This window comes from Blautia sp. NSJ-140 (assembly GCF_022868965.1).
Taxonomy (GTDB): Bacteria; Bacillota; Clostridia; order Lachnospirales; family Lachnospiraceae; genus Blautia_A.
Genome location: NZ_JALIFS010000015.1, coordinates 1 through 13,173, shown reverse-complemented (window position 1 = coordinate 13,173; position 13,173 = coordinate 1). Strand labels below are relative to the sequence as shown.

Annotated in this window: 9 protein-coding genes and 1 pseudogene; 2 read left to right on the top strand and 8 right to left on the bottom strand. The window is 44.6% G+C overall.

What is annotated here, in order from left to right:
• Positions 1 to 76: 76 nt before the first annotated feature.
• The 4 genes from MUB50_RS14990 to ppdK form a co-directional block, all read right to left on the bottom strand.
• Positions 77 to 1,414, bottom strand: coding sequence for an MATE family efflux transporter (locus MUB50_RS14990; protein ID WP_174235855.1), 1,338 nt, complete (start codon positions 1,412 to 1,414; stop codon positions 77 to 79).
• Between the two features lie 62 nt (positions 1,415 to 1,476).
• Complete coding sequence (locus MUB50_RS14985) at positions 1,477 to 1,941, bottom strand: GtrA family protein (protein ID WP_244791531.1); 465 nt, start codon at positions 1,939 to 1,941, stop codon at positions 1,477 to 1,479.
• Positions 1,942 to 2,076: 135 nt separating this feature from the next.
• Positions 2,077 to 3,129: a 16S rRNA (cytosine(1402)-N(4))-methyltransferase RsmH gene (gene rsmH / locus MUB50_RS14980; RefSeq protein WP_118626405.1), complete on the bottom strand. Its 1,053-nt coding sequence runs from the start codon at positions 3,127 to 3,129 to the stop codon at positions 2,077 to 2,079.
• A 193-nt stretch (positions 3,130 to 3,322) separates the two neighbouring features.
• The gene (gene ppdK / locus MUB50_RS14975) at positions 3,323 to 5,953 is read right to left on the bottom strand and encodes a pyruvate, phosphate dikinase (protein ID WP_118513621.1); all 2,631 of its coding nucleotides are present in this window, start codon (positions 5,951 to 5,953) and stop codon (positions 3,323 to 3,325) included.
• A gap of 270 nt (positions 5,954 to 6,223) precedes the next feature.
• On the opposite strand from ppdK, the gene MUB50_RS14970 reads away from it, so the two are divergent.
• A complete protein-coding gene (locus tag MUB50_RS14970) occupies positions 6,224 to 7,102 on the top strand; it encodes an aldose 1-epimerase family protein (RefSeq protein WP_118513625.1) in 879 nt (292 codons plus the stop codon).
• A gap of 136 nt (positions 7,103 to 7,238) precedes the next feature.
• Here MUB50_RS14970 and MUB50_RS14965 read toward each other — a convergent pair whose 3' ends face one another.
• The 4 genes from MUB50_RS14965 to MUB50_RS14950 are packed head-to-tail and all read right to left on the bottom strand — an operon-like array spanning position 7,239 to position 12,465.
• The gene (locus MUB50_RS14965; RefSeq protein WP_118626345.1) at positions 7,239 to 9,419 is read right to left on the bottom strand and encodes an alpha-galactosidase; all 2,181 of its coding nucleotides are present in this window, start codon (positions 9,417 to 9,419) and stop codon (positions 7,239 to 7,241) included.
• A 27-nt stretch (positions 9,420 to 9,446) separates the two neighbouring features.
• On the bottom strand, positions 9,447 to 10,289 hold the full coding sequence (locus MUB50_RS14960) for a carbohydrate ABC transporter permease (RefSeq protein ID WP_118626343.1): 843 nt from the start codon (positions 10,287 to 10,289) through the stop codon (positions 9,447 to 9,449).
• Positions 10,289 to 11,167: a carbohydrate ABC transporter permease gene (locus MUB50_RS14955; RefSeq protein WP_021651005.1), complete on the bottom strand. Its 879-nt coding sequence runs from the start codon at positions 11,165 to 11,167 to the stop codon at positions 10,289 to 10,291. Before MUB50_RS14955 ends, MUB50_RS14960 begins: the two co-directional genes overlap by 1 nt.
• Positions 11,168 to 11,169: 2 nt before the next feature.
• Complete coding sequence (locus MUB50_RS14950; protein WP_118626339.1) at positions 11,170 to 12,465, bottom strand: ABC transporter substrate-binding protein; 1,296 nt, start codon at positions 12,463 to 12,465, stop codon at positions 11,170 to 11,172.
• Positions 12,466 to 13,083: 618 nt separating this feature from the next.
• On the opposite strand from MUB50_RS14950, the pseudogene MUB50_RS14945 reads away from it, so the two are divergent.
• Positions 13,084 to 13,173 (top strand): annotated as a pseudogene (locus MUB50_RS14945) (transposase); the annotation flags it as partial.

Sequence of the window (13,173 nt, the reverse complement as noted above, 5' to 3'; positions counted from 1 at the left end):
TATAATATCATTATAACTGTATCTTCCATAATTGCAAGCCTAAATTTATTCTTTTCATTTTCTGTATTATGCCCACTCAGGCAACAGTTTCCTTTTTTCCCCTGCTCCACTTTTTCATCACATAAATATAATACGGAATCAGCGGGATCAGTGCCGCGATCCATGCAGCAGGATCCGCCAGACATACACCGGCAAAACTTGTTTTTCCTGCAACAAACATAACGATCGCACTTCTTGCCACCAGTTCAAACACACCGCCCAGCATGGGAACCAGGCCATATCCCAGTCCCTGAAGGCCGTTTCTGTAAAGGAAGATACTTCCAAGGAACGGATATGCCCAGAATACAGTATGAAAATAAGTAACAGAAACATTAATAACATCTGTCTGGGACTTGTCAATAAATAACCAGGTCATGTACTTTCCGAAAAAGAACATTATGATCATAGTGATCACACTCCAGATCAAGACCATGATCTGGGTATATTTCATTCCTTCTTTTACACGGTCCATCTTTCCGGCGCCACGGTTCTGTCCTACAAAGGTTGCCATCGTCGCACCAAAAGCTACAAATACCGTTACAATGATATTCTGTAGTTTTCCCGCAGCGGAAAATCCTGCCATGTATACAGAACCGTAAATATTTACAGCACCCTGTACAATAATGGTTCCGATCGCTGTGATGGAAAACTGAAGTCCCATGGGAATACCAAGGGCCAGCAGATAACGGAAGCTGGTAAAAGAAATTTCAAAGTTTTCTTTCTTCAGATGCAAAATCGGGAACTTTTTGATAATATAGATCAGGCAGCAGACTGCGGAAATTGCCTGTGCGATAACCGTAGCATAAGCACAGCCTTCCACTCCCATTCCGATTTTTACAATAAAAAGAATATCCAGGAACACATTGATCACTGCCGAAATGATCAGAAAATACAGCGGAGATTTTGAATCTCCAAGTGCGCGAAGAAACGCTGCCAGTGAATTATATGCCGCTGTTACGATCAGGCCTGCATAAATAATTCCCATATATCCCTTCACAGATCCCATCAGATCCTCCGGCGAATTCATCAGTCGTAGGATCGGTTCATTCAAAGCCTCAAAGCCAATGGTCATCACAATGGCAAAGGCTGCTGCCAAACAGATGGACATAGCTACGTAATGACGCATCTTATCATATTGCTTCGCCCCGAACCACTGGGATACCAGAATGGCAAAACCACTGCTCAGTCCGTTAAGCCATCCGGTAACAAAAAACATCAGTGAACCGGTGCTTCCGATCGCAGCCAGCGCATCTACTCCCAGGAACTGACCCGCAACAATGGAATCCGCAATATTATAAAACTGCTGAAAAATATTTCCAAGGCACATGGGAATCATAAACCGGATGATCAGGCTCACCGGATTCCCTACAGTCATATCATTTGTCTTGTCCTTTGTCAATTTCAGCTCAACTCCTTTCCTGCAAATATAAATATTTTTTATTTTTTAAAAACTATTAATTTACTGATCACATAATTCAATACGATCACAACCACCTGAGCGACAAGCTTCACTGCCATGCTGTTAAATCCAAGCCCGGTGATAAATACCGCAAGGATTGCTTCCTCCACAACCAGAGTAAAGAGCCGGCCTCCGAAAAACGAAGCCATCTGCTTTAAAAATCCGGCAGCAGAATCCACCTGCCCGTCGAATACCCATGTTCTGTTTGTAAAATACTGGAACAATACACAGACCACCCAACAAATCACATTGGCGATCAGCGCATTCATACCCAGCCCCTTATCCAGCCATGCATACAACGCAATGTTCAGAAAAAATGTGAGCCCTCCAAAGAACAGATACATCAGAACTTCCTTATGTTTCTTATAAAAAGGTTCAAATATATTCAGCACCGGAAGATGCATCAGTTTATCAAAAATGTCCTTCTTTTCCTCCACATCCATATCCTTTCTCCTATTCAGTTTAAGCCGCAGCTTTATCATATGTAAACTTATATAACATAGCAAAAAAAATCCCGGATGTCAACGCATTCCAGGATTTTTCTGTTTCTGTATCAGAACTGCTCTTTCACTCTTCACTCAGGCCTTCACAGCCCAGCGCATCTTCGTGGATCTGGCGCGGCCATTCTGTGCACATTCCTGTGCGGAAGGACGGATCACATCTTTTGAATAGTCGGAATAGATGCCGTCTTTATAGCCCTGCTTTAAGGCTTTCTTTACCAGCTTGTCCTCTCCGGAATGGAAGGTAAGGATCGCTACACGGCCGCCTGGCTTCAGCGCTCCAGGAAGTTTTTCCATAAAATCATAGAGGACCTCGAATTCCCGGTTCACATCAATACGCAGTGCCTGGAAAACTCTCTGGCATGTTTTTTTCACCGTGTCTTTCCTCTCTTTTTCAGGAAGGAAAGACAATGTCTTCTCAATGACTTCACGAAGCTTCGTAGTAGTATCTATGTGGTTTCCTCTTCGGATCTCATCTGTGATGGCCTTCGCGATCTCCTCACAATACGGCTCATCGGAATTCTCATCCAACATTCCGGCAAGCTCTTCTCTCGAAATGGTATCCAGCCGTTCCGCTGCGCTGATCCCGGTTTCCTGGTTCAGCCTTAAATCCAGAGGACCATCCACCTTAAAGGAAAACCCTCTCTTGGGATTGTCGATCTGCATGGAAGACACCCCAAGATCCGCCAGGATAAAATCAAAGCCACCAACTTCCTCTGCGATCTCATCAATAGTACAGAAATTCTGGAGTTTAATTGTCAGGATATCTTCTCCGAATCCCTGTTCTGCCAGACGTTTCCTTGTCTTGGCAGATTCTTCCGGGTCCACATCCGTAGCGTACATGTGTCCCTGACCTTTCAGGCATTCCAGCATGGCCTTTGTATGCCCACCGTAACCAAGTGTAGCATCAAATCCAACCTGCCCCGGCTTAATCTCCAGAAAATCAATGATCTCTTTCACCATAATGGAAATATGCATTCCAGCCGGTGTATTCCCCTTGCTGATCACATGTTCAATGGTATCTTTATATTTCTCAGGCTGAAGCTCTTTATATTTCTCCTCAAATTTCTTCGGATATTTTCCTTTATATCGTACCCGCCTCTTATGTGGTGTCTGTGATTCCTGGTTCATAAAATTCTCCTTATCCTCTGGCATTCTCTGCCCTGTTTCTTTCATGATACCATGAATCCTATTTTTCGTAAACCGTCGGAATACTTCAAAAAATATCATAAAGAAAAAAACTCCTGACAATCTGTATTTCTACAGACTGCCAGAAGTTTTATATATGCTCAGACTGAAATTTCAGCCTGAAATGTATTCTTACTTATGCGTTCTTCTTAGCGATTGCTGCCTGTGCTGCTGCAAGACGAGCGATCGGTACACGGAACGGTGAGCAGGATACATAGTCAAGTCCGATCTCGTTGCAGAACTCTACGGAAGACGGATCTCCGCCGTGCTCACCGCAGATACCTACGTGAAGTTTCGGGTTAACCGGTTTTCCAAGCTCGATAGCCATCTTCATAAGTTTGCCGACACCTGTCTGGTCAAGCTTAGCGAATGGATCGTTCTCGAAGATCTTAGCATCATAGTATGCGTTAAGGAACTTACCAGCGTCATCACGGGAGAATCCGTATGTCATCTGTGTAAGGTCGTTTGTACCGAAGCAGAAGAAGTCAGCCTCTTTAGCGATATCATCAGCTGTAAGAGCTGCTCTCGGGATCTCGATCATAGTACCAACCTCGTACTCAAGGTCAGAACCAGCTGCTTTGATCTCAGCGTCTGCTGTCTCTACAACGAATTTCTTAACATATTTAAGCTCTTTAATGTCACCAACAAGCGGAATCATGATCTCCGGTTTGATGTTCCAATCCGGATGATTCTTCTTAACGTTGATAGCTGCACGGATAACAGCGCTTGTCTGCATCTTAGCGATCTCTGGGTAAGTAACAGCAAGACGGCATCCACGATGTCCCATCATCGGGTTGAACTCGTGAAGGGAAGCGATGATTGTCTTGATCTGCTCTACAGTCTTGCCCTGAGCGTCAGCCAGTTTCTTGATGTCCTCTTCCTCTGTAGGAACGAACTCATGAAGTGGCGGATCAAGGAAACGGATGGTTACAGGATTTCCTTCAAGTGCCTCATAGAGTTTCTCGAAGTCTCCCTGCTGCTCCGGAAGGATCTTAGCAAGTGCTGCTTCTCTCTCCTCTACTGTCTCAGAGCAGATCATCTCACGGAATGCGTCGATTCTGTTGCCCTCGAAGAACATATGCTCTGTACGGCAAAGACCGATTCCCTCTGCACCAAGCTCACGAGCTTTCTTAGCATCAGCAGGAGTATCAGCGTTTGTACGAACTTTCATTGTTCTGTACTTGTCAGCCCATCCCATGATACGTCCGAACTCACCAGCGATCTTAGCATCTACAGTCGGGATAAGTCCGTCATAGATGTTACCTGTTGTACCATCGATGGAGATTGCATCTCCCTCATGGAACTCTTTACCAGCAAGTGTGAATTTCTTGTTCTCCTCATCCATAGCGATGTCGCCACATCCGGATACACAGCAGGATCCCATACCACGAGCAACAACGGCTGCGTGAGATGTCATACCACCACGAACTGTCAGGATACCCTGAGCAGCCTTCATACCTGTGATATCCTCTGGGGATGTCTCAAGACGAACAAGAACAACTTTCTCTCCTCTTGCAGCCCACTCAACAGCGTCCTCTGCAGAGAATACGATCTTACCGCAAGCAGCTCCTGGAGAAGCTCCAAGACCTTTGCCCATCGGTGTAGCAGCTTTCAGAGCAGCTGCATCGAACTGCGGATGAAGCAGGGTATCAAGGTTACGAGGATCGATCATTGCAACAGCCTCTTCCTCTGTTCTCATTCCCTCATCAACGAGGTCACAAGCGATCTTAAGAGCAGCCTGTGCAGTTCTCTTACCATTACGTGTCTGAAGCATATACAGTTTACCATGCTCTACAGTAAACTCCATATCCTGCATATCTCTGTAGTGTTTCTCCAGAGTCTCGCAAACCTGTTTGAACTGTACGAATGCTTCCGGGAACTTCTGCTCCATCTCGGAGATGTGCATTGGTGTACGAACACCGGCAACTACGTCCTCGCCCTGTGCATTAGTAAGGAACTCACCGAACAGGCCGTTAGCACCTGTAGCAGGGTCACGTGTGAAGGCAACACCTGTACCACAGTCATCACCCATGTTACCGAATGCCATCATCTGTACGTTAACAGCTGTACCCCAGGAATATGGGATATCATTGTCACGACGATATACGTTCGCACGTGGGTTGTCCCAGGAACGGAATACGGCTTTGATCGCACCAACCAGCTGCTCCTTCGGATCAGTTGGGAAATCAGAACCGATTTTGGATTTATACTCAGCTTTGAACTGGTCAGCAAGCTCATGCAGGTCAGCAGCTGTAAGCTCAACGTCCTGCTTAACACCTCTCTTAGTCTTCATCTCATCGATGAGCTCCTCGAAGTATTTCTTACCAACTTCCATAACTACGTCAGAATACATCTGGATGAATCTTCTGTAGCAGTCCCAAGCCCAACGCTCATTGCCGGATTTCTCAGCAAGAGTGTTAACAACTTCTTCATTTAAACCAAGGTTGAGGATTGTGTCCATCATACCAGGCATAGATGCTCTCGCACCAGAACGAACGGATACAAGCAGAGGATTTTCTTTGTCACCGAATTTCTTACCGGTAACTCCTTCCATCTTGGTAATTGCTTCCATGATCTGAGCCATGATCTCATCATTGATGGATCTGCCATCCTCGTAGTACTGTGTGCAGGCCTCTGTTGTGATTGTGAAGCCCTGCGGTACAGGAAGACCGAGGTTTGTCATCTCAGCAAGGTTGGCACCTTTGCCGCCCAGAAGATTTCTCATAGTAGCATTACCTTCTGTAAACATGTAAACCCATTTTGCCATTTTACATTTTCCTCCTAATTATTGTTCTTTAAAACATAAAAATGTATGTTTTCTACGCACATAATTATTGTATAGATTTCTCCTTCATTAGTCAAGGTTATTCTTCCAAAAAACAGCAATTTCTCTTGGTAAATCTGACAGATTTTCCAGTTATTTTTTCCATGGATCGTATTTTTCTCGTTATCGTCTGTAAAATGTGCTAAAATAGAAAAAAACATGCAGCAATTCCGGGGTAATATTACCCGAATGCTGTCATACAGGAGGTTTATCATGACACGAACGATTGAAAACAGCTTTCTTAAGATTTCCGTTTCCGACCACGGTGCTGAACTCACCGGAATCTATGACAAGACTAATGACAGGGAGATCCTCTGGCAGGCAGATCCGGCTTACTGGAAACGCCATGCGCCTGTACTTTTTCCCAACGTGGGACGTAACTACAAAGATATCTGGCGTCTGAACGGAAAGGAATATCCTTCCAGACAGCACGGCTTTGCAAGGGACAGCGATTTTATCTGCACGGATATTACCGATACTTCCCTTTCCTTTGTCCTTAAGTCCTCCGAAGAAACCCTGAAGGTTTATCCGTTTGCTTTCGCTCTGAAGATCACCTACACTCTGAAGGAGCATGACCTGGACGTATGCTGGGAAGTAGTTAATAATGATTCTGAAACTATGTATTTTACCATCGGCGGCCATCCGGCATTCCGTGTTCCGGTACGTGAAGGAGAATCCCAGAGCGATTACCGTCTTGCTTTTGAAGGCCTGGACGTTCTTACCTATCTCCTCATCGATACGTCTGCAGGAACAGTCATTGCTGACGAGCCACATACACTTTCCCTTGAAAACGGAACCTGTTCCATTGCTCCTCATATGTTTGATAAAGACGCTCTTGTTTTTGATAACGGCCAGATCCAAAAGGCCGGTATCCTCTTCCCGGACGGAACTCCATATCTGACACTTACCAGTGAGGGCTTCCCGAATTTCGGTATCTGGTCCGTACCCGGTGCTCCCTTTGTATGCCTGGAGCCGTGGATGGGACGCTGTGATGACTGTGGTTTTGAAAAATCGCTCTCTGAAAAAAATAATATCAACGTTCTGAAACCGGATGAAGAGTTTATTAAAAGCTATCAGATTACCGTCCACTGATCTTATAATTCTCAGAATACATAATATTTCATCACAAACGATCAAAAAATCCGCCGATCAGACAGTTATCAGAGAACTGTTCGATCCGGCGGATCTTTTATTTTATCTTTATTTCACAGATTAAAAAGGCTCTGTTTTATTCTCGCACAAAATGATACTGATAAGCTCTGTACTCCCCAAACTCTGCTGGAAGCGGCATTCCACCATGCATCAGAGCAGCTCCGGAATAGATCCTGCCGGTAGCCTGTTCCTTATACAGAGCACTCTCATCAAGTCCGCGAAGCTGCACATAATTCACAGTCATGTTTCCATGGATCTCCTCCATGACAACATTGAGCAGAACTTCTTCCTGAGAATTTCCAACGATCTCCCATGCACAGATCTCACTCTTAAACGGATCTGTCAGGCGATAGTATCGTCCGTTCTGGATCAGTGGCGCATACTTACGGAATTCCCCGATCTGGCTGCGGACCTCGTCTTTTTCTTCCTCAGTCAGCTTCAGAAGATCCAGCTCGTAGCCGAAGGTTCCGGACATGGCAACCACACCTCTGGTATGTAACGGAGTGATCCTTCCTGTCTGATGGTTCGGCACTGCAGACACATGTGCTCCCATGGCCGATACCGGATATCCGAAGGAAGTGCCATACTGGATTCGAAGCCTGTCAACAGCATCAGAGTTGTCGCTGCACCAGATCTGCGGTGTGTAATACAGCATGCCTGCGTCAAATCTTCCGCCACCGCCGCTGCAGCCCTCGATCAGAAGATCCGGATAACGGTTCACCATACGGTCCAGAAAATCGTACAATCCCAGGACATAATCATACATTACACGTCCCTGATCCTTGGTCATTACGGAAAATACATCCATCAGGCTTCGATTCATGTCCCATTTAACGTACTCAATATTGGCATTATCCAATACCGCACTGATCTGTCCGAAGATTCCATCTACAACTTCTTTTCTGGAAAAATCAAGTACCAGCTGATTTCTGGACCTCACTGGTTTTCTTCCCGGAATCGTAAGTGCCCAGTCCGGATGCTCGCGGTAAAGATCACTGTCCTCAGAGATCATCTCCGGCTCGACCCAGATACCGAATTTCACTCCGAGGTCATTGACTCTTTTTACCAGTCCGCCGAGAGTCTCTCCAAGCTTCTTCTCATTAACATACCAGTCCCCAAGACCACTGTTGTCATCGTCACGTTTTCCAAACCAACCGTCATCCAGAACCAGCATATCGATACCAAGGCTCTTTGCCTCTTTTGCCAGATTATATAAAGTCTCCCCTGTAAAATCAAAATATGCTGCCTCCCAGCTGTTTACCAGTACCGGACGAATCGCTGTTTTATATTTGCCGCGGCAGATATGGTGACGGATGCAGCTGTGCAGATTCTGGGAAAGACGGTTCATTCCCTGATCTGTGTAGCTTAAGATCACCTCAGGCGCATAGAAGGTCTCCCCGGCTTCCAGCGGATACCGGAAGCACTCCTCCTGTACACCAAGGAGCATTCTTGTCTGATTGTACTGATCCTTCAGAACCTCACCCTGGAAATTTCCACTGTATACAAAGGACATAGCATAGCAACCTCCATGATCCTCTGTAGTGTCCTTTTCTGCCAGGATCATCATCGGATTATACTGATGGCTGGATGTACCACGGACACTGCCGATCATCTGACTTCCGTGTGCTACCGGAACCCTCTGCAGATTCCGTTCCATGGCATGTCTTCCGTAAAAAGTAAGCAGGTCATAATCTCCGTAAAGAAAATCCAGTTCTGCGGACATCACCTTATTCACATAGATCTTCTCACTGCTCTGATTACGGACATAGACGCTTCTCGTAATGATATCCAGTTCCGGAAGTACACCGTAAAGAAGCATGGCCTCCACGCCGGTAGCCGGATCCTCCAGTACGATCTCCAGAGTCTGTGCCTCATCGTTCTCCGCATAAACAGCCGGAAGCCCCGGAAGGCTGTATTTACCGTCACGGATAGTATAGTTCTTGTAACGCATATCACAGCTCATGCTTCCGTCACCGTTTTCCAGCATCAGTGATGCACTGCGGAAATCTCCGTTTCCGTAGCAGGAAAGCTCCTGTGGAAGAGAGTCCATGGAATAGGTTCTGTCTGTTCCCGCATCATAGGGATTTCCGGAAAATCCTCTGTCATAGTAAGTCAGAAGATAATCCATGCAGCCTTCTGCCTTTTTACCATAATAGAGATGAAGAAGAAATCCGTACTGATCCACCTGCATCTGATATGTAGTTTCTTTTGTCTGCAGGGTAAACGTTCTGTCTTTCTCGCAGTAGATGATTCCCATATGTGAATCCTCCTTTTTCTTGTGTTTTTATTTTACGGCACCGTTTACAACACCATTTAAAATGTGCTTCTGGCAGATCAGATAAAACAGAAGGATCGGAAGCAGTGCCAGCAGATAAGAGGCAAACGCAAGGTTATAGTTTGTTCCGAACTGAGTCTGGAAATTCAGCTGTGCCAGAGGCAATGTGGTTCCACCTGTAGATCCGGACATGATAACCAGCGGAGTCATAACATCATTCCAAGTTCCAAGCGCTGTCAGAACTGCCACTGTGGCATGCATCGGCTTCATGATCGGAAAGATGATCTTCCAGTATGTTTTCCAGGTGCTGGCTCCATCCACACAGGCGGCCTCCTCAAGGGCCATCGGAATGTTTGTCAGATATCCGGAATAAAGAAGCACGTTCATAGGCATATAAAATACCGTATAAAGAATGATCACACCGACTTTGTTATCAAGCCCCATCTCAGCAGTCTGCTTTACAAGCGGCATCATCAGGATAGCAAACGGAACAAACATACCGCTCACTACATAGAGATAGATAAATTTATAAAATTTACTTCTCTTGTTTCTGGCTATAGCATAACCTAAAAGTGAATGAATTACAATAGCAAGAACCACTGTGATCACAGTGATCAATACACTGTTTCCAAGAGAATGCCAGAAGTCTGTTACCTCCATAGCTTCCCTGAAATTGGCAAGACTGAATTTCTGCGGCAGAGACAGGATCCCGGCTACACTGTTGGTCATCTCTGTCGGCTGCTTGAATGCGATCACAATTGTCATATAAAGCGGAAATACCACTGTGATAAGGCCAAGGATCAGAAGGATCGTTACCGGCCAGTTCGCTTTTTCCCTTACTTTCGTTTTCATTACAGCTGCTCCTCCTTTTTCCCTGTGATAGTCAACTGCATTGCAGAAATGATCACGATCACAATAAAGAATATAACCGCATTGGCACTCTGGAATCCAAACTGACCGCCACTCATACCATTGTTATAGATCAGATAGGAAATGGATTCTGTACTCTGTGCAGGACCACCTTTTGTCAAAGCCATGATCTGATCAAATACCATCAGGAAGTTTTTCACACAGAGAACCATGTTGATACTGAAAAACGGAACGATCAGTGGGAATGTCAGGTAACGGAACTTACTGAATCCGGTAGCACCATCAATAGCTCCTGCCTCGTATACATCCTCCGGCACTGTCTGAAGCCCGGAAATATAGATGATCGTATTCATTGCAATGGACTGCCATGCACACACGATCACGATGGCTACCCATGCAAGGCTCGTACTGGAAAGCATGCTGGAAGACAATGTTTTATTTCCGACCATCTTTCCGAATGCAGGCAGGATATATGTAAAGAAATAATTGAAAATATATCCTACGACCAGTGCGCCAAGTACATTAGGAATAAAATAAGCTCCACGCAGTGCACTCTTGAAACGGATCTTGCTGTTCAGTCCAAGTGCCAGGATCAGGCTGAGTACATTCGTTACGATAGTTGCCACGATGGCCAGCTTAAAGGTAAACAGATAGGAACCGCCAACACGGCTGTCTGTAAAAAGATCCTTATAGTTTCGAAGCCCTACCCAGTCATAGCTTCCATAGCCTTTAAAGTTTGTAAAGCTGTAGATCACACCCTTGATCAGAGGCAGTGTGTTAAAGCAGAAAAATAATGCCACGATCGGAATGGTGATCAGAAGAAAGGTCAGCTTTCTTCCACTCATAGATTTTTTTCCCATGATCAGTTCTCTCCTTCCCCGTTCTTCTCCTCATAGTCCTGTACTTTACGGATAATGTCACGGTTATATCTTGTCCAGTCTGTATCAAATTTTTTCAGGAATGCATCTTTATCCTTTTTCATCAGGAAGGTCTGTATCTGTGCATCCACAGCCATCTCTGTAGGATAATAATGATCCTGGTAGTCGGCCATCCTTCCCTCTTCTATGTATTCCTTCATACCATCCAGAGTAGCGGGAAGTGTGAAATCACCCTCTTTGCATGGAACTGCCTTCTGGTCATCCAGATATGTCTGTACATTTTCATCCTCAAGGAGAAAATCCAGCACTTCATAGGCAGCTTCCTTATTCTCACAGTCATTCATCACACAGAACTGAAGGTCAACTCCGGAATTCAGTTTGTTTTCTGACGGATCATTGCTTGCCGGTGTCACAAAAGAATCAATATCCATATCCGGGTTTACACTCTGGATCTGCGGGATCGCATAGCTTCCGATGGGATACATGGCAGCTTCCCCTTTTGCAAAAGCGGTGCAGGCTCCATTGTAATCATAGGCAAAGGGATCATCCGGTCCATACTGGATAAGCTCCAGCATACGGTCTGCTACTTCCTTATACTCTTTTTCAAAAGTAGTTTTTCCTTGGTTTACCTGATGGCATACATCAGATGGTGCAAGATCCACCGAAATAGAATTCCACGGTGCAAGACAGGTCCAAGTATCTTTAAATCCGAAATAAAGCGGCTGGATACCTGCATCCTGGATTTTCTGGCAAAGGCTCATAAATTCATCCCATGTAGTCGGGATCTGCCAGCCATGCTCCTTGAAAAGCTCACGATTGTAAAGGATCCCGGCGGCATTGGCCACGTAAGGAACCGCATAGACTCCGTCTTCCGGAACGAATTCCAGCGCTTTATCAATTTCTTTATATGCATCTTTGATCGAATCCAGTCCCTGATAATCGGAAATATCCATCAGCATATCAGAATCAATAAAATTGGAAAAGTTAACATCGCCTCCGATTCCGATGATATCCGGATTGTCCTCACGGATAAATCTTGTCTTCAACACAGTCATAGCATCGTTTGGGGATTCGATGGTAAGATGGATATCATCATGAGTGGCATTGAATTTTTCTTCCAGCTTTTCAAATGCCTTGACTGCTTCCGGTTTATACTGCACAAGTTCGATCTCTGTCTTTCCGCTGTCCTTTTTACCTGTGCCGCATCCGCTCAATGTAACGGAAGCTGCCATGGTAAAAGCAAGTCCCATACAGAGGATCCATTTACTTCTGTTGCGCATCTTGTAATGCTCCTTCCTTTTCCTTTTATTTGATAAGTCGGATATCACCCATTTAACTGATATGGCCATCCGGGTTCTCCAATACTTATTCTCTGGTTTCTTTTTTCTGAAATCTATTTTAACATAGCTTTATGCTTGCATAAATAGCAGCGTTTTTCTTGTTTTATATCAAAATGCAATTTTTCTCTGTCTTCATTAAAGTCATCTAGCATTTTGATATATTTTATACCTATATCACTACTTTTATCTAAAATTAGTATATTCCAGATTTATCGAAAATCAATAGGTTTCTCGAGAAACTTGATTTTCTCACAAAGTTTGATCGATTATTTTTCTCTTTTTTGTATATTTTACAGGCTGTCTTTGTAATTACATTTTTATACATATGTTGAAGTTCCCTGCTGTTTTAACAAATGTAGCAAGAATTCTCCCACCTCTTCAGGTGGTGAGATAAATTGCACATCTGAGCATATCTGCTCAAAAAAATCTCTATAGTATAAAAGAAACACTTGTTCTCCCTTCCCTGATGTAGTATACTGAAAAAAGAACAATTAGTTCATAAATACATATCCGTCGGTATAAGAAAAAGGATGATAAATATAATGGAGTTAGACCATGAAAGATGCATTCTGGAGTCAGATCTTCTGTCTGCTCAGTGCAGGCGGAGCAACGATTGAAACGATACGGCAGTATATAGAAAGCCAGGGT

Coding starts and splice junctions, on each gene's coding strand:
- MUB50_RS14990 (WP_174235855.1), bottom strand. CDS start 1,414: ATGACTGTAGGGAATCCGGTGAGCCTGATCATCCGGTTTATGATTCCC.
- MUB50_RS14985 (WP_244791531.1), bottom strand. CDS start 1,941: ATGGATGTGGAGGAAAAGAAGGACATTTTTGATAAACTGATGCATCTT.
- rsmH (WP_118626405.1), bottom strand. CDS start 3,129: ATGAACCAGGAATCACAGACACCACATAAGAGGCGGGTACGATATAAA.
- ppdK (WP_118513621.1), bottom strand. CDS start 5,953: ATGGCAAAATGGGTTTACATGTTTACAGAAGGTAATGCTACTATGAGA.
- MUB50_RS14970 (WP_118513625.1), top strand. CDS start 6,224: ATGACACGAACGATTGAAAACAGCTTTCTTAAGATTTCCGTTTCCGAC.
- MUB50_RS14965 (WP_118626345.1), bottom strand. CDS start 9,419: ATGGGAATCATCTACTGCGAGAAAGACAGAACGTTTACCCTGCAGACA.
- MUB50_RS14960 (WP_118626343.1), bottom strand. CDS start 10,289: ATGAAAACGAAAGTAAGGGAAAAAGCGAACTGGCCGGTAACGATCCTT.
- MUB50_RS14955 (WP_021651005.1), bottom strand. CDS start 11,167: ATGGGAAAAAAATCTATGAGTGGAAGAAAGCTGACCTTTCTTCTGATC.
- MUB50_RS14950 (WP_118626339.1), bottom strand. CDS start 12,465: ATGCGCAACAGAAGTAAATGGATCCTCTGTATGGGACTTGCTTTTACC.